17 protein-coding genes are annotated in these 23,059 nt (G+C 39.9%); 4 read left to right on the top strand and 13 right to left on the bottom strand.

The genetic code is table 11. The features are described from left to right. Positions 1-472 precede the first annotated feature (472 nt). The gene (locus AC21OG_RS00320; RefSeq protein WP_487376961.1) at positions 473-907 is read left to right on the top strand and encodes an HIT domain-containing protein; all 435 of its coding nucleotides are present in this window, start codon (positions 473-475) and stop codon (positions 905-907) included. Between the two features lie 184 nt (positions 908-1,091). Here the strand turns inward: AC21OG_RS00320 and fdx are convergent, their stop codons facing one another. From fdx to AC21OG_RS00280, 8 genes are all read right to left on the bottom strand, one after another. Next, positions 1,092-1,430: an ISC system 2Fe-2S type ferredoxin gene (fdx, locus tag AC21OG_RS00315; protein ID WP_486546428.1), complete on the bottom strand. Its 339-nt coding sequence runs from the start codon at positions 1,428-1,430 to the stop codon at positions 1,092-1,094. 43 nt (positions 1,431-1,473) lie between these two features. Continuing rightward, positions 1,474-3,450, bottom strand: coding sequence for a Fe-S protein assembly chaperone HscA (gene hscA / locus AC21OG_RS00310; RefSeq protein ID WP_487376959.1), 1,977 nt, complete (start codon positions 3,448-3,450; stop codon positions 1,474-1,476). 56 nt (positions 3,451-3,506) lie between these two features. Further along, on the bottom strand, positions 3,507-4,067 hold the full coding sequence (gene hscB, locus AC21OG_RS00305) for a Fe-S protein assembly co-chaperone HscB (protein WP_487376958.1): 561 nt from the start codon (positions 4,065-4,067) through the stop codon (positions 3,507-3,509). Between the two features lie 216 nt (positions 4,068-4,283). Beyond that, complete coding sequence (gene iscA, locus AC21OG_RS00300; protein WP_486546431.1) at positions 4,284-4,604, bottom strand: iron-sulfur cluster assembly protein IscA; 321 nt, start codon at positions 4,602-4,604, stop codon at positions 4,284-4,286. 241 nt (positions 4,605-4,845) lie between these two features. After that, complete coding sequence (gene iscU, locus AC21OG_RS00295; RefSeq protein WP_486546432.1) at positions 4,846-5,244, bottom strand: Fe-S cluster assembly scaffold IscU; 399 nt, start codon at positions 5,242-5,244, stop codon at positions 4,846-4,848. A 465-nt stretch (positions 5,245-5,709) separates the two neighbouring features. After that, entirely contained in the window at positions 5,710-6,927 is a 1,218-nt protein-coding gene (locus AC21OG_RS00290; protein ID WP_487377148.1) for an IscS subfamily cysteine desulfurase, read from the bottom strand. A 5-nt stretch (positions 6,928-6,932) separates the two neighbouring features. Beyond that, positions 6,933-7,442: an Rrf2 family transcriptional regulator gene (locus AC21OG_RS00285; RefSeq protein WP_486546433.1), complete on the bottom strand. Its 510-nt coding sequence runs from the start codon at positions 7,440-7,442 to the stop codon at positions 6,933-6,935. A 688-nt stretch (positions 7,443-8,130) separates the two neighbouring features. Continuing rightward, positions 8,131-8,763, bottom strand: coding sequence for a hypothetical protein (locus AC21OG_RS00280; protein WP_487376956.1), 633 nt, complete (start codon positions 8,761-8,763; stop codon positions 8,131-8,133). Between the two features lie 701 nt (positions 8,764-9,464). Between AC21OG_RS00280 and AC21OG_RS00275 the strand changes: the two genes are divergently transcribed. Beyond that, positions 9,465-9,737, top strand: coding sequence for an HU family DNA-binding protein (locus AC21OG_RS00275; RefSeq protein WP_486546435.1), 273 nt, complete (start codon positions 9,465-9,467; stop codon positions 9,735-9,737). 193 nt (positions 9,738-9,930) lie between these two features. Next, positions 9,931-11,754, top strand: coding sequence for a SurA N-terminal domain-containing protein (locus tag AC21OG_RS00270; RefSeq protein ID WP_491185050.1), 1,824 nt, complete (start codon positions 9,931-9,933; stop codon positions 11,752-11,754). Between the two features lie 285 nt (positions 11,755-12,039). On the opposite strand, the gene purH is transcribed toward AC21OG_RS00270, so the two are convergent. The 5 genes from purH to mrcB all read right to left on the bottom strand — a co-directional run bounded on the left by purH (position 12,040) and on the right by mrcB (position 18,842). Beyond that, a complete protein-coding gene (purH, locus tag AC21OG_RS00265; RefSeq protein WP_486546437.1) occupies positions 12,040-13,614 on the bottom strand; it encodes a bifunctional phosphoribosylaminoimidazolecarboxamide formyltransferase/IMP cyclohydrolase in 1,575 nt (524 codons plus the stop codon). Between the two features lie 68 nt (positions 13,615-13,682). Further along, entirely contained in the window at positions 13,683-13,994 is a 312-nt protein-coding gene (gene fis / locus AC21OG_RS00260) for a DNA-binding transcriptional regulator Fis (protein WP_486546438.1), read from the bottom strand. Positions 13,995-14,174: 180 nt separating this feature from the next. Next, complete coding sequence (gene prmA / locus AC21OG_RS00255; protein ID WP_487376955.1) at positions 14,175-15,092, bottom strand: 50S ribosomal protein L11 methyltransferase; 918 nt, start codon at positions 15,090-15,092, stop codon at positions 14,175-14,177. Positions 15,093-15,136: 44 nt separating this feature from the next. Further along, positions 15,137-16,078 carry a tetratricopeptide repeat protein gene (locus tag AC21OG_RS00250; RefSeq protein WP_487376954.1) on the bottom strand — a complete coding sequence of 314 codons (942 nt, stop codon included), beginning with the start codon at positions 16,076-16,078 and terminating at the stop codon, positions 15,137-15,139. Between the two features lie 349 nt (positions 16,079-16,427). Next, positions 16,428-18,842, bottom strand: coding sequence for a penicillin-binding protein 1B (gene mrcB, locus AC21OG_RS00245; protein ID WP_487377146.1), 2,415 nt, complete (start codon positions 18,840-18,842; stop codon positions 16,428-16,430). A gap of 1,037 nt (positions 18,843-19,879) precedes the next feature. Here mrcB and AC21OG_RS00240 point away from each other — a divergent pair. After that, entirely contained in the window at positions 19,880-22,774 is a 2,895-nt protein-coding gene (locus AC21OG_RS00240; RefSeq protein WP_487377145.1) for a heavy metal translocating P-type ATPase, read from the top strand. Positions 22,775-23,059 lie beyond the last annotated feature (285 nt).

Below are 23,059 nucleotides of genomic sequence, written 5' to 3'. Positions count from 1 at the left end.
TAATAATAACGTTTATTTGGCGGTAGATCTTGAGGACTTACAAGTACCAGAGTGGTTTGATGACGAGGCTGAAGACGCCGTTGAAATGTAAATCAATCGGGTACTCGATATTGATAATGAAGTAGCTTTTAATAATAAGGTCACGATTAATAATAATAAATTTTTTAATAATAAAAAAATTGTTTAAATAATTAGGGATGATGAGTAAAACAACAGGAAGAGAATAATAATAAAATAGTGCGTTTGCTATATACATAACTATTTGAGTCTGTGCAGACTAAATAGTAAGACAGCCTTAAGAGATTAAGGCTGTTTTTTTATGTGCAACGCTTTCATTTAATACCGACAACCAAATCTTTAATAAGGGCAAATGTACAAAAAAGATTAAACATGACTTAGCATCTATAATATCTATGCAATACCTGATAAAATATTGGATTGCAGAAATATTAAAATAACTAAGAGAGCCAATATGTTTCAACTTCATCCAACCCTAGCTAAAGATTCATTTTTAGTTGGAGATTTTCCGTTATCAACGTGTCGTCTTATTAACGACTGTCAGTTTCCTTGGTTGATTTTGGTGCCTAGAGTGGCTGGTGTACAAGAAATTTATGAGCTGTCCGCTGCGGATCAAGCACAGTTTTTACGTGAGTCAAGTTGGTTATCGAGTCAAATGGCTAAAACCTTCAATGCTGACAAAATGAATGTGGCAGCCCTCGGTAATCAAGTGCCCCAGTTACACTTTCATCATATTGTGCGCTACAAAAACGATTTGGCATGGCCTAATCCTGTTTGGGGAACGCCTACCGTGCCCTATACTCAAGAAGTATATCTCGCCATGCAGCAGACTTTGATGATGGCACTACGAGGTCACAATCAGATGCCGTTTGACTGGCAGATGCAGTAAGCTAACAAATTATCGGATTAAATAGGGTTTCAAGCTCAGAAATAGGGTAGTTTATGACTTTTTAATATCATAACTTATCTTTGTTAGCTTCATTAAAAAAGGCGCCATTAGAGGCGCCTTTAATTATGTGTTTGTTATTCCTGATTAGGTATTAAATTCCAAACGTACTTCTATACCACCCTGTTTAATGGTTTTCTTTTGCATGATTTAGTGTATATTTAGGAATCTCTACCACCAAGTCTGTGTCTTCGATGTCAACTTGACAAGATAGTCGAGAGTCAGGCTCAAGCCCCCAAGCTCTGTCAAGCAAATCTGCTTCGATATCGTCCATCTCCTCTAAGCTATCAAAGCCCTTACGGACGATTACGTGACAGGTAGTACAGGCTTTGGACATTTCGCAAGCATGTTCAATTTTATAGCCTTTTTCAAGCAAACCTTTACATAGGTTTTCACCGCTTTCAAGTTCAACTTCGGCCCCTTCTGGGCATATTTCATGATGAGGCAATAATGTAATTTTTGGCATATGGCATTCTCGTTATAAATTTTTTAAAAGGTATTAGTTTGGTTTATTCAGACCAAGTATCGGTGCTAGTGCCCGCCATAGATTGTTTAACGCTTAGATCCATAATTCGAGCAGCAAAGGAGTCACTCAAGGGTTTAAGCAGAGCTTGTTTGGCTTCAACATCTGCTTTTAAGGCCATCAAGTCTTGCTCTTCTAGATTTGATACTTGTGATGTTGAGACTTCATTTAAGACCTTACCCAGCTGATTCATTGCGAGTTGTAAGTCTGATTGTTCGGAAGTTGAGAGTAACGCATTAAACTCTTCCATAGCAGATTGTAATGCTAGGATTTCGCGTTCAGCTTCAACTTTAGCTTCCAGCAGACTACGAGAGAGTTTGTCTTTTTCAGCATTATCAAATCCAGCTCGTAGCAGCTGCTCTTGTTGCTCATCACTTAAACCGTATGATGGCTTAATTTTAATGTCACTTTGTAAGCCTGAAGTAGCTTCATAAGCACTCACAGAGAGCTGACCATTGGCATCAATCTCAAAAGTGACTTCAATGCGAGCAAGTCCAGCTTTCATAGGTGGGATGCCATATAGCTCAAACTGCCCTAAAGAACGGTTATTGGCGACGGTATCACGCTCACCTTGTACTACGTGAATGACCATACCTGTCTGACCATCTTGATAAGTAGTGAAGGTTTGTTTTTTCGCTACTGGGATAGGGGTATTACGAGGGATGATGACTTCGACGAGTCCTCCCATTGTCTCTAGACCTAATGACAGAGGTGTGACATCTAGCAACAACACATTGTTGGATTTATCTTGTTTAATAAGTTGTTCAGCAACCTGAGCGGCTCCTAAGGCCACAACCTGATCAGGGTCTAGATGTGACAGGGGCGCCTTATTAAAAAAGGCGGTAACGGCTTCTTGAATCACAGGCATTCGTGTAGAGCCACCAACCAGTATGATTTCATCCAGTTGTGATATTTCGACATTGGCATCTCGCATCACTTGCTCACAAGCGGCTAAAGTACGACGCGTTATGGGCTCAATAATCTGACGTAAATCGGTAGTCGTTAACGTTCCTTGCCACGGCTTATCACCAATAGATAAAGAGACTTCTACGCTGTCTTTATGGGTCAAGGCTCGTTTATAGGATTCAGCTTGACGAGCAATATGGGTGCGCTGTTGGGCGGTCATATCGGCTGGTTTTAAGCCCGCTTGCTTTAATATCCAACCCATAATTTGACGGTCGATATCATCACCCCCCAATGCACTGTTACCGCCCGTGGCTAATACTTCAAACACCCCTTCTGTCATCTTTAATAAAGACACATCAAAAGTACCGCCACCCAGATCATATATCAAATAGATATGCTCGTTTTTCTCGCTGTTATCATTATTATTTTCTTGATGATCGAGTCCATAAGCGACAGCCGCCGCTGTAGGCTCATTTAATAGCCTAAGTACGGTTAAACCTGCTAAGTTAGCCGCATCTTTAGTTGCTTGTCGCTGAGCTTCATCAAAGTAGGCAGGCACCGTAATCACCGCACCTTGAATACTATCATCCGGTAACGCAGACTGAGCACGATGCGCAAGCGTCCGCAAGATATCGGCAGAAACTTCAACAGGCGAGAACTCTCCTGAAGCAGTGACAAATGACGGCATTGAGTCTGTCGTTTTATCGCTCGACTTTAGCTGATAAGGATGCGAAAATTTAATATCTTTTAGGCTACGACCCATAAAACGTTTTGCAGAAATAATGGTATTTTCAGGGTCGGTTTCAAAATAGGCGAGTGCGTCACTACCCACTAAAGGTAAGTTGTCATTTTCTTTAATACCGTAGTACACGACGGAAGGTAGGAGTGTGTCGATAGCATTTGACTCATCAGAAGCTGAATTTTCGATGAGTGAAGCTTTACCTGAGCGTACAACCGCCACCATAGATCTGGTAGTGCCTAAATCTATACCAAGGGCATACTGATGTTCATGAGGGTTGGCGCTTTGATTGGGTTCAGCAATTTGTAATAGAGACATAACACACTCAATTGGTTGTAGAGGTTAAAATGGCGATAATATAATGTTATAAAGACTTATAGATAGAGGTCGTCATCGTGGTCTTGTTGCTGACTATTGTCGATAGAGGTATCCATATCTTTTTTGAGTTTAACGAGAAACTTAAGCTTCTGAGTCGCATCCATCGCTACTGGCCAGTCTTGATTGAGATAGGCATCATTAAAGCGTGTCGAGTGAGCCTCTATGCGCTGGTCTACTTTTGTTTTTAATTGTTTTATGGTTGCTAAATCAGCCGATGACTCTGCATCATCTAATGCCATACGCATGTCCATCGCATCATCAAGAAAATCTAAATCTGCAATAGAGTGGTCAGTATTTAAGGATTGGCCGGATAGCTCGAGTAAGTAATTGGCGCGACTGTCTGGATTTACTAAAATATCGTAAGCATGGTTAATAACCGCAGAACTTTGCCTTGACGAAGGATCGTCCGTCTCAGAGGTTGAAGATAGCTTATCTGGATGATAGTGTTGCTGAAGTTGCCTTAACCGGTTACTTAGTTTTGTTTTGTCAACATCAAAAGCAACTGGTTGCTCAAAGAGAGCAAAAAAATTGGCAAAGGTAGGCGTATTTTCAGACATAGGCTTGGGGTGCTATTAATTGGCTAAAGGTATAAAACTTTTATTTATGCACTGTTAAAAGTCAGCATAGAATATCTAGGCATACTATAAGTACTAAAATGTACTAAAGTTAAAATATGCTAAAGTTAAAACTGACGAACAATGTCGTCAGCTAAAAGTAAAGTTGTGTATATTGAATGGCTAGGATTGCAAAGAAAAATTGTTTAATCGTTTATATTAAACGGTAAATGATTCTCCACATCCACATTCCCCTTTTTGATTAGGGTTACTGAATTTAAAGCCTTCGTTCAATCCTTCTACTACATAATCCATCAGTAAACCATCAAGATAAACCATGCTTTTGGGGTCAACAAAGATATTAACCCCTTGGCTTTCGAATTTTTGATCAGCAGCATCAGGTTGATCAACAAATTCTAACACATAGGCCAGTCCAGAACATCCAGCAGTACGAATACCAACTCGAATGCCTTCACCATGACCTCTGTTTGAAAGATAGTCAGAGACGTGTTTTGCTGCACGTTCGGTCAGTTCAATCATTTAGACTTTCCTATTTGTTAAAAATTACTTTAATTGATCTTTTGTTGATACAAGTAAGACCGTATACTCGGTGGACTTAAACTCGGTAATTACTAATAATCTAAATAGCTACTCATGTTAAAGTCTACTATTATTGCCCATCAAGTGGCCTTATTAATATACTCAGCTAATAAACGTAACGGATTAACTAATTAAATTTAACGGCTTCTAGTCAAACTTAACAGCTTGTGGTCAAACTAATTTATGCTTCCGTAGAGGTGCTGCCACTTTTAACACGATAGTCATTAATTGCCGCTTTGATCGCATCTTCTGCAAGCACTGAGCAATGAACTTTAACCGGTGGTAACGCTAATTCTTCAGCGATATGTTTATTCTTAATCTCTCCCGCTTGGTCTAAAGTTTTACCTTTAAGCCATTCAGTAACAAGAGAACTTGATGCAATTGCAGAGCCACAACCGTATGTTTTGAAACGAGCATCTTCGATGATACCGTCGTCATTAACCTGGATTTGTAGACGCATAACGTCACCACAAGCGGGTGCACCTACCATGCCTGTACCGACGTTTTTGGCATCCTTGTCCAAATTACCAACGTTGCGTGGATTTTCATAATGGTCAATTACTTGATTACTATAAGCCATGGTGTTACTCCTCGGGTTTAACCTAGATAAATTGTACTATTAAGCTTATTCGCTAAGCGTATTTCAATAAAAATAGTTTTAAAGTGTTTTTTAGTAGTGATATAAATGAATCAATGAGCTAATTATTCAATGACCTATTTATTGATCTATTTATTCTATGATCTATAAGTCTTTAATGAGGGTTGGAGGCTGGATAATCAATGATAATTAACCTTTTAACAACCAAATGATACCAGCCAACTAATAAATCAACCCAACTAATAAATCAAACCAGCCAATTCTTAAATCAGCACGGCAATGCTTCTATCAATCCTTCAATCAATACAGCTACCTAAATAAATGTCTAAAAAATAACTGTCTAACTAATTAAGAGACGTTATACCTGATTAATAGCTAATTAAAAATAAAGAACCTAAAAATAAAGAACTTTAGAATAAATGCCTGCTAAAATTAATCAGTTGTCAATTAGTGTTCCGCCCATTCGACTGAGTTAAGATCAACACCATCTTTATACATATCCCAAAGTGGCGATAAGTCTCTTAATTTATCGACAGCTTCGTGAATTTGAGTCAAGATAATGTCAATATCCTCTTCAGTGGTATAACGACCAAAGCTAAAACGTATAGAGCTGTGAGCTAACTCATCTGGACGACCAATGGCACGTAATACATAAGAAGGCTCTAAGGTAGCTGATGTACAAGCAGAGCCTGAAGATACCGCCATGTCTTTAAGTGACATCATTAATGATTCACCTTCAACAAAGTTAAAGCTAATATTGATAATATTAGGGATACTATGTTCTGAGTCTCCGTTCAGATAAATCTCTTCAATATCTTGAACGCCTGCCCAAAGCTTATCACGTAACTTTTGCGCATGAGCATGATCTTCTTCAAGACGTTTTGCGGCTATCGCAAACGCTTCGCCCATACCCACAATCTGGTGGGTAGCTAAAGTACCTGAACGCATCCCTCTTTCGTGACCGCCGCCATGCTGTTCTGCACGTAGGCGAATACGTGGCTTACGGCGTACAAATAAAGCACCAATCCCTTTAGGACCATATACTTTATGACCAGAGAAGCTCATTAAATCAATCTTTAATTGCTCAAGATCAATGGCTACCTTACCAGCAGCTTGAGCACCATCAACATGGAAGACAACACCTGCAGCGCGAGTAATTTCGCCAATTGCTTTCACATCGGTTAAAGTACCAAGCTCATTATTAACCATCATAAGAGACACTAAGATAGTATCTTCACGCATGGCTTCCTTCACTTGTTCAGGTAAAATAAGTCCTGTGCTCTTTTGGGGCTCGATGTAAGTAATCTCGAAGCCTTCTTGCTCTAATTGGCGACACGTGTCTAACACAGCTTTATGTTCAATTTTACTGGTGATAATGTGCTTACCACGACTTGAGTAGAAGTGAGCCGCACCCTTTATCGCTAAGTTATCCGATTCAGTAGCACCTGAGGTAAAAACGATTTCACGTGGATCGGCATTAATGAGATCTGCAATTTGCTGACGGGCATTTTCAACGGCTTCTTCTGCTTGCCACCCATAACCATGAGAACGTGATGCTGGATTACCAAACATCCCATCAAAGGTCATATAATCGGTCATTTTTTTTGCTACCTCAGGATCTACAGGGGTAGTGGCTGCATAATCAAGATAGATAGGACGGTTTATGTTACTCATGCTGGGTTAACCTCACTGGCTGAGAATATAATATTGGGATCAGATGACTCAGTGGCAACCTTATAAATAAGTTGTTGTCGATGAGAGACATCTTTTACATTTTCCATCTGTAATAATTGTTCTAATGAAATATTTTTTAAATATTGCTCGATGTGTTTAGATAGTGCACACCATAGATCATGCGTCAAGCACATGGCGCCACCTTGACAGTTACCTTTACCTTCACACTGCATCGCATTAACAGACTCATCAACGGCTGTAATAATAGCCATGACGTCGATTTCTGCAAGTGGTTTTGCTAAATGGTAGCCACCTGATGCGCCTCGAGTACTGGTTACCAATCCTGCTTTTCTTAATTTAGAAAACAACTGCTCTAAGTAAGAAATCGATATTGACTGGCGTTTGGCAATATCAGATAAGGAGACAGCACTTGATGATTCACTATCTTGGATAGCCAGATCAAGTAACGCCGTTACTGCGTATCTTCCTCGAGTTGTTAAGCGCATTCAAGCCTCCGCAAGATCACTAGTGGTTAATGTGAGTGCTATTATAGTTAATCCTGAGTAAAATAGTCAAGATTAATTAGTACCTAATTTGTAAGGCAGTAATATATAATTAAAACAATAAGTTGACGGTTAAAAAATTGCCTTTTTAGGGTGCTAAAAATATCGACAATAGGGTAGGTTAATACAAGGCTAGGATATCGATCCATAGTATTAGATTAAGTATATTGGCTATAAAGAATGATTAAGCGAGTCATGCGAGGTGAATAATGCAAGAAGATGAGTAATAAGTGACGATGTGCACAGTATGTTGTACTACAAAAATTTAGTCATTAGATGTTAAGAGCTTAAGATGTTAAGAGCTTAAATAGAGGGTCATTAATTTACTAGTAATGTCTTTATGGATTGGACAGATTTAGAATAATATGCTCTACAAACTAAGGTTAGTTGAACGCTTTAACCATAAAGCTCTATAACTATATAACGCTATAACTACAATAATTAAATTAGTTACCTCAATCTCAACTCTTAATGTAGGCTGCGGCTTTAGCCCAGCATTTTTTGATTAAAGGCCTTGATTAACTGGGCTAAAAGCACCAGCATACAGTGAATTTCAATCAGTTGAGAACAGGGTAATAGTTATAGCGTATAGCAAAGTAAACACACAATTCGGGCTTAAAAAGAATAATACTTAGGTCAACCAGCCTATAACCGCAGCAACTGCAATTATTGAAACGATGACTAAGGCGATCAACGTGGTTTTTTGCTTACTTTGTGCTTCTTTCAGGCTAACTTCTAGCGCCCGATTGCGAGTACTCAATACATTTAATTGCTTCTGCTGCTCTTCTATACGAGCTTTGTAGTCGGGTACCGGGGCGCTTGCTTCTTCTTTTTTTGAGTTGTCTTTACCCTTAAAAGTTTTAATAATACCTTGAATTAAGCTCGCTAAGCCAAGCTGTACCAAGAAGTGGCGGACTTCAGCAACCGTTTCAGTAGCACCGCGCATTGTGAGTTTATTAATTTGAGTGGCATCATTACTTATGAATGAATTAATAATTTGGTGGCTATAAGCATTAATGATGACATGAGGCTCTGAAACTTGTTGTGGCAAGTGAGTATCCAATAATATACCCTTGTTCGTAAAGGTGGCATAGAACTGGGTGTGGGGCAGATAACTCCGAACACAAACCACAGTATTTTTTTGTGCAAGAGGGTATACCGCTTTTCGAAGGTTAGGATCAAACCTCAATACAAGGGTAATGACGGACTCTGCAAGTACCAGTACAACATTAAGTAAAGAGTTAGAAATTGAATTTTGACTCATACTAAACCTATTTAAGAATTAAAATTAAGGGTTACTACTGGATTTACCCTAGTATAGAATTTATTTTTAAAAACCTATATTCGAAATATATATAGAGGTATTAACTATAAAAGAGCTTGTGTAACTACTATGAGAGTACTACCACATAAGCAGTCGTTTAAGGTGCTACTATAAAAGGTGTTACTAAATGAGGTGCTAAGATTGGGCACTATAAGTCTAAAAAGCCACTGATATTGAGCACTCTTTAATCGCTAAACGAGGTAAATAATAGCATAAAGAATCGCTTAGGCCATAGGTTCGATTGTCTTAAATGTGTGTGACTTAGTTTAATATCGGTGATAATGACCATAATTTATACTGATAATTTTGCTTATTATTAGCTTAATATAGGCAAAATATACAATAGCGCTTGAAAAAACATGATATTGAGGGTATAAAGTTATTATAAGTAGTGTCACGAGGTATGTTTAGTGCGTTTGTCGAAAATAAAGTGTAAATTTCTCTTGCACATTTCGAGTCCCCTTGTTATAACTGCATTTATGAACTACCTTGTCAAAAAATACTTTTGATTTAATAGGTGCATTTTTTTGCGCTATTGTGTAGTATTTAAAGGCTTGGTGATTGCTTAATAAATTATTGCTTAATGAGTAGTTAAGCGGTAAAATTTACCCCTGAATTTTTAAACTTTAAAGGAATTTTCTATGAATAAATCAGAATTGGTTGATAGCATTGCGGAAAAAAGCGGCCTAAACAAAACTCAAGCTTCAGATGCACTAAATGCTATGATGGAGAGTGTTGGCGAAGCTCTTGAAAATAATGACACTATTTCATTGGTCGGTTTCGGTACTTTTAGCGTAAAAGATCGTAAGGCGCGTACTGGCCGCAATCCAAAAACTGGTGAAGAGTTACAAATTCCAGCAAGCCGCGTACCACATTTTAAAGCAGGTAAAGGTCTTAAAGATCGTTTAAACTAAGCCTAAGCAATGCTATGTTAAGTGAATTAAGTTTCTAATAGTAGACCATAACGCACCTTAGGGTGCGTTTTTTTTGTGTCAGACCTTATTTTCACGTATGATATGGTGTTACCCATTAATTAACCAAAGACTGATATGTACTATGGAATCGATACGAAATTTTCTTAAAAGTTGGCCTGGAAGAATCTTTTTGATGCTTTGCTTATCACCCCTCGTGATTTTGGGGCTTGAGAGTTATTTTAGTGGTGGCGCTAGCGCAAATGAGGTGGCTAAGGTAGGTGATCAATCCATTAGCCGAATGGAATATCAAAACGGTATTAACGCACGTAGAACTCAGCTATTAGAAGAAGGTGTTGAACCTAGTGCGATCAATACGCATGTTTTGAATAAAGAGGTACTTGAAGGATTAATAAACCGGGCCTTATTAAGAAACCAAACCGAACAATTAGGTATGCACGTATCGGATGCTGAGATCAATAACCTGTTGTTAAAAGATCCTCAATATCAAGATCAAAATGGCAATTTCTCGAATGATCGGTTTGCCTTTGCACTGCAGCAGCAAAGAATTACTAAGGATCAATTGTTTGCAGATTATCGCCAACAGTTGAATCTCATGCAGTTATATGCCAGTGTGGCACAAACTGCCCTGTATCCTGAAAAGGAAATCAACGACTTACTTGCCTTGCAATTAGAAACGCGAGATGTATGGGTGTACCGACTACCATGGGAGCAGTATGCAGATAACGTTTCCGTATCAAAAGCTGAAATTGAAGACTATTATAATGAACACAAAAATGAGCTAAATAGTATGGCGATGGTTGATTTAGCTTATGTAAGACTCGATCCTACCAAAATACCAGTAGATGAGGTAACGGATGAGGAGCTAAAGGCTCAGTATGATGCCTATAAAGCCAGTTTTGTTGGCAATTACACCAAAAAAATAAGCCAAATTCTTCTTACAGGTAATAATGCACAAAATACTATTAATGATATACAGTCACGACTTAAAGCAGGTGAAAGTTTTGAAGCCTTGGCTAAGCAGTATTCTGAAGATCCAGTGAGTAAGTCAAAAGGTGGTGATATAGGTACTTTCAATCCTGAAGCTTTTGGAGCAGATGGACAAATAGTCGCCAAGGCCATTGAGGGACTAAGTAAGGGACAAGTTTCAGAACCTATTAAAACCAGCTTTGGTTATCAGATATTTAAAGTTAATGAGGTGTCTGGCGACGATATGCCAACGCTTGATAGCATCAGAGATGAGTTAGTCGAGCAAGTAAAGCGTCAAAAACGTGAGCAGATAATTGCTGATAAAATCACCCGAATTAATGATATGGCAACGGATGGTGTCAGTATTGAAGATATTGCTCAACAAGAAGAGCTGACAGTTCACCAGCTTAAAGACTACACTAAAGTTAACAATAAGACGGAGCTTAGTCAGCCTGCGGTCATCGAGGCGGCATTTGATGACTTTACGATTCAAAATGAATCTGTTAGTCCCAGTATAAAAGTCAATTCAGGAACACTTTGGGTACAGCCTAGTAACTATAGACCGGTAGCACCCTTGTCTTTACAACAATCAAGCCCACAAATTAAAAATATACTTACTAAGCAGAAGGCCACTGATATGGCACTGGCTGAAGCCAATCGTATTGCTGCTATTGGTAACAACAAAGGTATGCAAGCGACTAACGTATCATTCAAATCGCTTAAAAATGTCGATCGTCAAACTACGCAATTAGCGGCAGATGAAAAGGCGATTGCCTTTAGTTACGAAAGTAAGGGGGAGAAACCGGTTGCGGTAGCCACTGAGACTAATACAGGAGCGACAGTATTGATGTTAGGTCCTGTTTCAAAAGGATCTATAAAAGATGTGCCAGCGTCAGAGCTCTCCCAAGCGATGTTTGATATGAGAGATATTCGCGGAAAAGAGCAGTTTAGAGACTATTTAGAGTATTTAAAAATAGCCACACCTATTGAACAAAACGAATCAATTATCAATGAGGTAGGTGGGTTGTAAGGATGCTACCAATAGCTGTTTGCTCACACCTGTTTTACTAAGCTGAAAGATTAATAAGCATAAGCTTTAGTAAAATAGTAAAAAATAAATGACTGTTTTGCATGATTATCGTAAATCTCTAAAAAAACCGCTTCATATTGGTATGAAGCGGTTTTTTATGATCTAGCAATCAGTGACTATTTGATGCGTAAGCGGGTCTAGCTTAACATGTTTTATCCGCATACTAAGGCCTAGACTTAAACTTAAACTTGGACTTAAATTCACGTCTGGCCTTAGACTCAAAGTTTAATGACGGAAGTGACGCATACCGGTAAACACCATAGCGATACCATGCTCATTTGCAGCAGCAATAGTCTCGTCATCACGGATAGAGCCGCCAGGCTGTATGATAGCTTTGATGCCTACCTCAGCTGCGTTATCGATACCATCTCTAAATGGGAAAAAGGCATCCGAGGCCATTACTGCCCCCTCAGTTTGTAGATTGGCATGACCCGCTTTGATAGCAGCAATACGTGCCGAGTTGACACGGCTCATTTGACCTGCACCAATACCGATAGTACGTTGATCTTTACCATAGACAATCGCATTTGACTTAACATATTTTGCAACTGTCCAAGTGAACAATAAGTCGTTCATCTGCTGTGGCGTTGGCGTAAGCTCAGTGACTATTTTTAGATCGTCTGCGGTAATCAGTCCTAAATCTTGGTTTTGAACTAACAAGCCACCTGTGACACGTTTATAATCAAATTGTGGTGCTCTATTTTGTGGTGCAGGTAACTCACCACAGGTTAGAACGCGAACGTTCTTTTTCTTTGCAGTGATCTCAAGCACACCCTCTTCAAGACTGGGTGCGATAATCACTTCTGCAAATTGAGTATCAACGATAGCCTGTGCGGTCGCTTTTGTTAATGGCTTATTAAAAGCAATGATACCGCCAAATGAAGATTCTGGATCAGTACTAAAAGCCGTTTTATAAGCGTGAGTCTGATCACTATTGATTGCGACACCGCATGGGTTTGCATGTTTGACGATTACGCACGCAGACTCACTAAAAGACTTAACACACTCCAAGGCAGCATCAGTATCTGCAATGTTGTTATAAGAAAGCTCTTTACCTTGATGTTGCTGTGCAGTAGAAATGCTCCCTGTGGCAGAGTTATTAGCTTCAACATAAAAAGCGGCTTGCTGATGAGGGTTTTCACCATAGCGAAGGTCTTGAGCCTTTTGCAGCTGTATATTGAAGGTACGTGCGAAGCTATCAGGGGCATCAAATGACTTAAGTCGGCTACCTAAAAAGTTTGCGATCATACCATCGTATTGAGCAGTATGCTCGAATGCTTTCACCGCCAAATCAAAACGAGTATTTTGTGATAAGCTGCCAGATGATTTTAATTCGTCTAAAATGGCATCATAATCCTTAGGGCTGGTCACAATTGCTACGTGTTCATGGTTTTTAGCAGCAGAACGAACCATGGTAGGCCCACCGATATCGATATTTTCAATGGCCTCGGCTTTACTAACATCAGGCTTAGCAACGGTTTGTGCAAAGGGATATAGGTTTACTACGACTAAATCAATGGGTCGAATGCCATGTTCACTCATTACAGCGTCATCTTGACCGCGGCGACCTAAAATGCCGCCGTGAATTTTAGGATGTAAGGTCTTTACACGGCCGTCCATCATCTCGGCAAATCCAGTGTAATCAGCAACCTCGGTAACAGGGATGCCGTTTTCAGACAAAAGCCGATAAGTGCCACCAGTTGATAGAAGGTCGTATCCAGCCTCAACCAGACCTTTAGCGAAGCTTTCAATATTTGATTTGTCAGAAACAGAAATAAGAGCGTACGGCTTTTCAGACATAGTTTTTCCTATAGTTGGATAAAAAAGTTAAACAGATGGTGGTAGTAGATTTAAAGTCAAGTTGGGTATTACATTAAATTATACTGTTGCATCTTTTTTCTTAAAGTGCCTCGATTAAGCCCCAATATCTTTGCCGTTTTTGATTGATTACCTTCCGTTTGATTGAGAACAACTTGCAATAGGGGCTTTTCAATCTCTTGTAAGATAGTGTGATAAAGATTGGTTGGTACTTGACCTTCAAGCTCAATAAAGTATTGTTCAACAGCATGTTGGACATGATGGCGAAGCGGAGTACGACTATCAGATAGAGAATGACTTATCGCTTCTAATGAAGACGTATCAGGATCGTTACTAGGGAAAGAGGAGAGGTGGTTATTCATAATAAAAGTCAGTTTAGTGCGGATATAAAAGCAAGTGGTTTAAACCTCATTCTATCATTAGAATAGTGCCTAGAACCATGGTTTAATATAAAACGTTTAATATATAAAAGGCACTATTTATTCAATGTGAATGTTTGGTTAAGGTATAATTTACAAAGAGTTGCTAAGAATAATGCTCAATCATTCGCCATTAAATTTACCCGAAAGACGATGCCAGTGTGAGTCTTCCTGTTTTGAATAAGCATGATGACCGTCTATATCAAACCAAGGTTGGTAAGCAGTTTTGACATCGTCTAATTGTTCTGAGATTAAACCCGCCAGTACTATACGACCTTGAGGCTGGATTAAAGTTGCTAGATAAGGCGCTAGTTCCATCAAGGGTTTAGCAAGAATATTGGCCGTAATAATATCTGCTTTAGCAATCTTGCCTGTCTCAAATTCTCTAGCAAAATCTTCAGGTAAAAAAGCTTTCAAACAATTATCAACCTCATTTCGTTCAGCATTTTGATTGGTCGCTAATACCGCTTGTGGATCAATATCCACACTATAAACCTGCTTGGCGCCTAATAATAGGGCTGCAATACCCAATATACCTGAACCACAGCCATAGTCGATAATGACTTTGTTCTCTAACTCTTGATCGGTTAACCAATCAAGACAAAGCCGAGTTGTGGCATGATAGCCAGTACCAAAAGCCAACCCTGGATCCATCATAATATTAATTGCCTCTGGATTAGGCGGGGTCATCCACTTAGGAACAATCCACAAATTATTAATACATTCAATGGGAACATAATGTGACATCCATTCCCGTTCCCAGTCAGTATCAGCCAGCGCAGTTGTCCAAACCCGTCGTGCATTCACTTGAACGGCGATAATTTGTGCGACGGCTTCAAGATTTTGGGCATTATCTGCGGTAAATAACCCTGTTAATACAACCTCATCCCACAGTGGAGACTGTCCAGGTAGAGGCTCAAACAAGGGTTGATCCCCTGCGTCTTCAAGGCTAATGGATAATGCACCTTCTTCTAATAATAAGCTCTCTGCCAACTCAACGTCTTGTTTAGCGCATTGTAGATGTAGTTGTTGCCAATCCATAAAAATCCTTATTTCATTTAGGTCAAAAAACAAGCTATTTTAAGCTATTGTGCAAGTGCTGCGTTTGCTTCGTTTATAACACGGACATTACCTTGAGCTTGTGCCGCTTTCAAGATAACTTGCCAAAGAGCTCTCTTTCTGGATGGTGTAGTCGCGACGACTAAACCACGTCGTGCCATTGCCTCAGCTTTTAGCGGTTGGTTTTGCTTCAATGCGACTTGACCTAGATAAAAATAAACCGCTGAAGATTGAGGCGCTAAGCGTTGAGCACGGGTAAATGTACTTTCTGCAGCCGATATTTGACCTTGACGTAGTTGTGAAACCCCTGTATCCATAAGCTTTTGGAACGCTGGAATATTCGTACCATCTTGTAGAGTGGTATTTGAGGTATTGGTACGCCCTCCTTGTTGCGAATTTTGACGCGCTTGTTCTAAAAGCTGCTGTTGAGTTGTCCGGGCATCAGGTTTAGGTGGGGTGATTATAATGACAGGGGTAGGTCTTACTGGAGATGTGTCAGTATTTGTATTCGAAGAGGGGGACTGAGCATTTGATGTGCCAAATTGACTGTCATCATTTTGATTTACCGGTGCCTCAGCAGAGGGAGGGTTAGACTCAAAAGAGTCTGGTGTCTCTGGTTCATCGATAGGATAATTCAGATCGACGTCATCATCCATACTTTCATCATCACTATTAACACTATAACCACCATTATAGTCACCATTTTCAAGTGTTGTTGTCGATGAGGTGGTTACTGGCTCTGTCTGATTAATTTGCGTATTTTGATTGGGTGTTGATGGCAGTTTATCTTGAGTGGACTGGCCAGTTGCTGTCGATTGCGATTTAGGAGTATTTTGAGTAGGGTAGGGTAGGGTGCTGGTAGTTTGACAGCCATTTAAGCCCCCTAGCATGACTATCCCTAAAGTCGACGCCGTTAAAATCGATTTAAGTTGTAGGGATTTGGTTTGGGCAAAACTGTACATATTCATGGGTTAAGTCCGAGTGAGGTACTATTCATGTACTATAGTCAACGAACTACTAAACGGTTACAGTGTTAACCTCGTTAAGCCTACTCGAGTAGTACTTGCACTCGGTTGCCTTGTAACCATTTTAGGCTTCTTTGACTATAATGTCACTGTTAAGTACTGATAAATCTATCATTAGAGTGTGATAAGGCACGAACAAACTACTTAGACAAAATAGTAAGTCACTTAATAGTAAGTCACTTATAGTCAAACTCAAATAGTCAAACACTAATGGTAGTATGAAAATGCGTAGCGGCCGATGTAACACAGCTAAATCAATATTTTAGGGTCTAAGGCTAACAATAAGCGTTGTTTAAAACCATTCTAAAGCTTTGTCATACCAAGTATCGCCTTCATTAGCGTTACCTTGACCATTAGAAGGCTCTTCATCTGAAGGTTGACCGTTGTCTATAGCACCTTCAGGGCCTACTGGCGCAGTGGCACTTTGCTCGCCTTGTTCAGTGCTCTGTGCTGGGTCTTGGCGGCTTTGTTCAATGAGAGAATCGCGTTGATCATTAAACCACTGCAACTGTCGGCGGGCTTGTTCTCTTTGATAAACGTCAAGGGCACAAGCACTGGCTTCTTCGGGTAGATTCTTTGTTAATACCGGAAGATAACGGGCGCTTTCACAAGATTCATGAGACAATTTCCCAGTACCATTTTCAAGCCATAACCATTCGACTGAGTCTGGCTGCACCAGATCAACAGGACTTAAACGTAGGCGACTCATAAAGTCTTTCCAGATAGGTAAAGCACCACTACCTCCACTTAAGCCAATAGGTTTGTTGTCATCTCGACCGACCCAGACGACACTGACATAATTACCACTATAACCGGCAAACCATGCATCACGATAATCATTGGTAGTGCCTGTTTTTCCTGCTAAATTTAGGTTACTACCTAAAGACTTTAAGGAGCTGGCTGTGCCATTTTTTACAACTTCTTGCATGGCATAGTTTGTTAAATAATTGACATCAGGTGGTATACTACGCATGGTCTCAAGCCCAGAGCGTTGCAATATTTTACCACGGTTATCGACCACTGAGCGAATACTGAAGATAGGCGTACGAAACCCTCCAGCTGCGACTACTTGATACATACCAAGCATATCCATTGGACTAAGCTCAACAGAGCCTAAAAATAAAGAAGGGTAGTTTGGTATTTTTTCTTTTATACCTAACCGGTGAAGCTGATTTATAAAGGTGCCCACACCAAATTCTAAACCTGTATTAACGGCTGCAAGATTGTATGATTTTGCCAATGCAGTGGTTAAAGGCACATAACCATGATCTCGGCCATCATAGTTTTTTGGGCTCCAAGTCGTGTCATCCTTTAAGGTTACTGTCACTGGACTATCATTAACGGGGCTGGCAAGATTGTATTTGCCACTTTCAAGAGCCGTCATATATATAAAGGGCTTTAGCAAAGAGCCCACTTGACGTTTGGCATCCACGGCACGGTTAAATCCTGTAAATTCGCTACCACTACCAACTGCGGCAATCAATTCACCCGATGCAGGATCTGCACTCAGCAAGGCTGCTTGTAATGGCTTGGTTTTACTGCTGCGTTTGCGAAGCGTGCTCAGTTGCTTCTCCACTGCGGCATCTGCTGCAAACTGTGCAATAGGATCTAAAGTCGTGAATACCATCAAGCCTTCATTTTTCAAATCGTCTTGATGATAATTGGTTTGAAGCTCGCGTTTAACAATATCTAGAAAATCTGGGAAACGACTTTTACCAACGCTCGGCTTTTCAACGACATCTAAAGGCTGGGCAATGGCTTCTTCATAGGTTGCTTGATCAATTTTACCTGTGGCAAGCATATTGGCTAAGACGGTATTACGTCTTTCAAGAGCGCGTTCGGGATTACGACGAGGATTGTAGTAGCTGGTACCTTTAGCGAGACCAACTAGCAGAGCTTGTTGGTCAATGCGTAACTCTTTTAAAGGCTGATTAAAATAAAATTGTGAGGCTAATCCAAATCCATTAATAGAACGATTACCATTTTGTCCTAAGTTAATTTCATTAAGGTAAGTTTGCAATATTTCATCTTTATCGTAGTGTAGCTCTAACAGTAACGCCATAACCGCTTCATTAGCTTTGCGTTTTAGGGTCCGGTCAGAATTCAAATAAAAGTTTTTGATCAACTGCTGGGTAATCGTAGAGCCACCCTGCATTGAACCGCCTTTTAGGTTATTGTATATAGCACGACCAATCCCTTTAATAGACACCCCTTTATGCTCATAAAAGCCCCTGTCTTCAGTGGCTATTAATGCGTCGATAAGTGGCTGCGGAATATCTTTAAGAGGTAATACAATGCGGTCTTCGTTATTGTCAGGATATATACCACCAATCGTTACCGGCTCAATACGGACTATTCCAGTGTCATTGGGCTGGGTACTTTGAATGGTAACGACTTTAGAGTTGTCAATTTTAATCTTAATAACTTGTTCAGGATCTGTATCATTAGCACTATATTTAAAGCCACGGGTATGAATGGTATATTGACCTGCAGACTTGTTATAGGTGCCCGTTCGATCATAGTTAGAGCTGGATTTATAATTCAGCATCTCTAACCACGAGTCTAGATTTTTAGTGGTTAGCGTTGCCCCTTGGTATATCTCCAAGGGACGCGAAAATACTTTAGCGGGTATATTCCAGCGTTTCCCTTCAAACTTGGTGGTAATAACCTTGTCTTGTTTAACTAAATACATTGCCAGAACGAGCATACCAACAATGATAATAATCAGTAATATAAACCCAATAACAGAACCCTGCTGATGATGAGGGTTGGGTATTTTGCCAGATCTTAAATTAAAATCTGTACTTGAATTAGGGTTATTTACTTTAGGGTTGCTAAGAAATGAGCTTGAGTTAAAGGGCTTTTGTTGCACGATTGATTTACCAACATAAAAAAGACCTGATTATAATGACGTAAATTAGGTAAATTTTCAACGTTAATGGCGAGTAAAAGAGAACTTAACTGGTGTTTTAACCTTATTTTCATTCTTTTTCCATAACTTTTATAATTGATTAATCAATGAAACAATGAATTGGTATATTTAATTAATAAACTTAGAAACTCGTGTTCACAATCATTAATTGCTATTTTCGTATTAAATAAGACACTATTTCTTAAAAAGTAGGATTAAATAGAATGACTATTTAGCCTTATACCCCGTTCTCAACTTATTAACATTCACTGTAGGCTGGTGCTTTTAGCCGTGCAAATAAAGACCTTTAATTAAAAACGCTGGGCTAAAACCACCGCCTACGTTAAGAGTTGATAATGAGGTCCTTATATATCCTCGCAATGATCTATTTTATTCTAAAAATTTCAAAATTCAGCGTATGAATACAGATTCTTTGGTCAACACAGTCTTCAATTCCTAGCCTTCAATGTGTATTAAGCTATGGCGCCAAACTATCTTGTAAAACTATCATGTCAAACTATCGCGTCATAAAAATAAGCTCCACTATCCTTACAATAAACTGAAACGATGTATGGTTATGAAAGAATGACAGTTAGCAGAAGGTCTTAGGAGTGAGATTCCTGATACAATATAGGTGACTAAATAGTGACATTGCATAGGCTGCGGTAGTGCAATAATTTGTATGAGAACCTTTGCAGACACGAACGTTTAGTCACGAACTCTTAGGACTGACGCAAGTCCTAACAAAAGCAAGTAACAATAAGCAAGTAACAATGAGTAGGAAGCAATCAGTAGAAAACAGCCAGTAGGAAACAAACTTGAAGCAAAATAGTATAAAAGAACAGCCAGTTGATCAGTTACATCATAATTTCTCACATGATATTGATGAGTTGGTGTTACCGCCTGACGGACATTGCTTTCACTGTGGAGAGCCAGTTCCTATCCCTCCATTTACGGCTAAGGTGTTGGGTGAATCACGTTTAATGTGTTGTATGGGGTGTCAACTAGCGGCAGAAAGTATTGTAGATGCTGGTCTAGAACAATATTACCTAGATCGCTCAGAGATAAATCGTACTGCCAGTCTGCCTACCGAGCTTGAACGCTTGCAAGCCTATGATCATGATGATATTAAATCGCAATTTGTGTATACCTCTCAAGGTAAATCTGTTGCCGAGCTTTCTGTCAGTAACTTGCGGTGCGCTGCCTGTAGTTGGCTAATTGAAACTCGTTTGTATGAATTAGAGGGCGTAGATAAGTGCCAAGTTAACTTAACCAATCAACGTATGCGTGTGGTATGGGACGAAAATAAACTGCCCATTAGCGATATCTTGGCGACGGTCAATAAAATTGGCTACGAAGCCAAGCCTTATCGACAAGATACCCATGAAGCCATGCTTGAGCGTAATAACAAAAAAATGATGATACGCTTAGGTATTGCAGCATTGGGTGCCATGCAAGCGATGATGTTCGCCGTTGGTATGTACTTCGGTAATTATAGTAGCTATGGGGGCATGCTTTTAGAGCAACGTGACTTTTTACGTTGGGTCTCCTTATTTGTCAGCATTCCCGTATTTTTCTATTGCGCTGTGCCGTTTTTCTCATCTGCTTGGACGGCGATAAAACTGCGCCAAGTTAATATGGATGTACCCGTCAGTATTGCCTTGTTTGTAACCTTTTTTGCCAGTCTTTATGCCACACTTACTGGCAGTGGTGAGACTTACTACGACTCCGTCAGTATGTTTGTATTTTTCTTATTAGCGGGTCGTTATATAGAGCACAATGCCCGTCTAAAAGCCGCCAACATGGCCAATGATTTGGTAGTGGTGGAGCCAACCTTAGTACAAAAAATTACCAGTGTCCCAGAGCTTGTCGCACAGATAAATTCGTCCAGAATATCAGAACCCAACACAACACTCAGTGACTCTGAAACGAGCTACTTTCAAGCACGTACTAGTGATGAAAACGCAGTATTATTAACGCCCTCTCAAACAGAACACCTTAAGCAGCTAGGTCAATTAATACAGTTAGCTCAAAGATCTAAGCAGGCAGACGCTCATGCAAGTGATAGCGATCGTGACCTCGAAAAAGAAACTAAAAATATAATCAAAATTGCAACTAAAAAAGAAACTAAATCAGTCACTGCTAATGCGCTAAATATTGGCGATGTCATTATGATTGAGGCGGGTAGTGAGGTAGTGGCAGATGGCATATTGTGCAGTGAGACTGCCACCGTCTCTCAAAGCTTACTGACTGGTGAGAGTCTACTAATCGTAAAGCGCAGAGGTGATAAAATTATCGGCGGATCTCAAAATGACAGCCAGCCTTTTATAATGGTGGTCACAGAGCTACCAGAGAACAGTCAGATTGCCCTAATAGATCGCTTAATGAATCGGGCAATGAGTGAAAAGCCTCAAGTCGCAGAGCAAGCGGATAGATGGGCGCGGTGGTTTGTGGCTCGTATATTGTTGTTGTCCATCTTTGTCTTTATAGGCTGGTACTTTGTCGATCCGTCACAAGCCCTATGGTCGACAGTGGCAGTGTTAGTCGCCACTTGTCCTTGTGCATTATCCTTAGCCACACCGATAGCGCTAACCGTATCTACCAATAGGCTGGCAAGTTATGGGTTTTTGACGACCCGTGGTCATACTATCCAAACGTTAGCCGAAATAACCCATGTGGCCTTTGATAAAACGGGCACCTTAACCTATGGTAAACCAAATCTTCAATATATCGATAATCTAACAAGAGATACTAACGTCTATACAGGACGCGCAACTCAGGATTCTCAATCCCTTACATTGACTCATGACGAGGTACTATCCATTGCTGCTGCGTTAGAGATTGGTAGTCGGCATCCTATTGCCAGTGCCTTGTTAGATGCTGCCTATCAACTGCACCTGCCTGCTGTAACAGAGTTGCAACACCATGCAGCAGGAGGCGTTGAGGCAGTGGTAAGTGATATTGGCGGTGATTATAAGTATCGATTGGGTCATGTCGATTTTGCTTTGAATAAAGACATCAAAGATATTGACGAGAGTCTACATGTAGATGACGTTGGAAATATGACCTATCCCTTAGAGCTAGAGCAACATCAGGCGAGTACCGCGGTTATGTTAACTTGTCGCTTGACTACAAACCCTTGTGATGAAGAAGCTAGTAATGAAGAAGAATGGCAACCTATCGCCTTGTTTTATTTTAACGATAAGACCCGTGATGGTGTAGGGGAGATGATATCAGCTCTTCACGCTCAAGATATTAAAACAGTTGTCTTGACAGGTGACCCCAGTAAACATGCGCAAATAGTGGCGAAGCAACTGGGTATTTTTGATGTTCGTTATGGTCTATCTCCCTCAGACAAAGTAAATCATATTAAGCAGCTACAGCAGCAAGGTCACGTGGTAATGATGGTGGGTGATGGCATTAATGATGCACCGGTATTGGCAGCGGCAAATATTTCAACTGCAATAGCGGGTGCTGCTGATTTGGCACAAGTCTCCAGTGACAGTGTGATTTTAAATGGTAAAGTATCCTCTGTTTATGATGCCAAACGCATTGCAGATAAAGCGCATAACATTATCGGGCAAAACATACGCTGGGCCATTGGCTATAATGCATTGGTGTTATTACCGGCAGCTTTCGGCTATGTACCGCCTTGGTTGGCTGCTATAGGCATGTCCTTTAGCTCACTGGTAGTTGTGTTAAATGCCCTACGGTTAAAACGTGCTTAACTTCTATGTTTAAGTATTTAATTTCTATATTTAAGTACTTAATTTTTATGTTTAAGTATTTAATTTCTATGGTCACGTGGAGTAGTGACGCACTGGATAATAAGCAAATCTAGGGGGTAAAAAAAGTATGAAATTTTGACAGGCAGAATAATGAATAAAATAGATGACAAAGTGAATCAGCGTGAGCGTTTTTCATAAAAAAAAGGGGGCATTAAATGAATTAACGCCACCCTTTTGTATTAGCAACTTGTATTGGCAATAGATATAAAGCTTAAATCAAAGTCA

The organism is Psychrobacter sp. CX5, from assembly GCF_057621535.2.
This window is presented reverse-complemented; position numbering and strand designations above follow the sequence as displayed.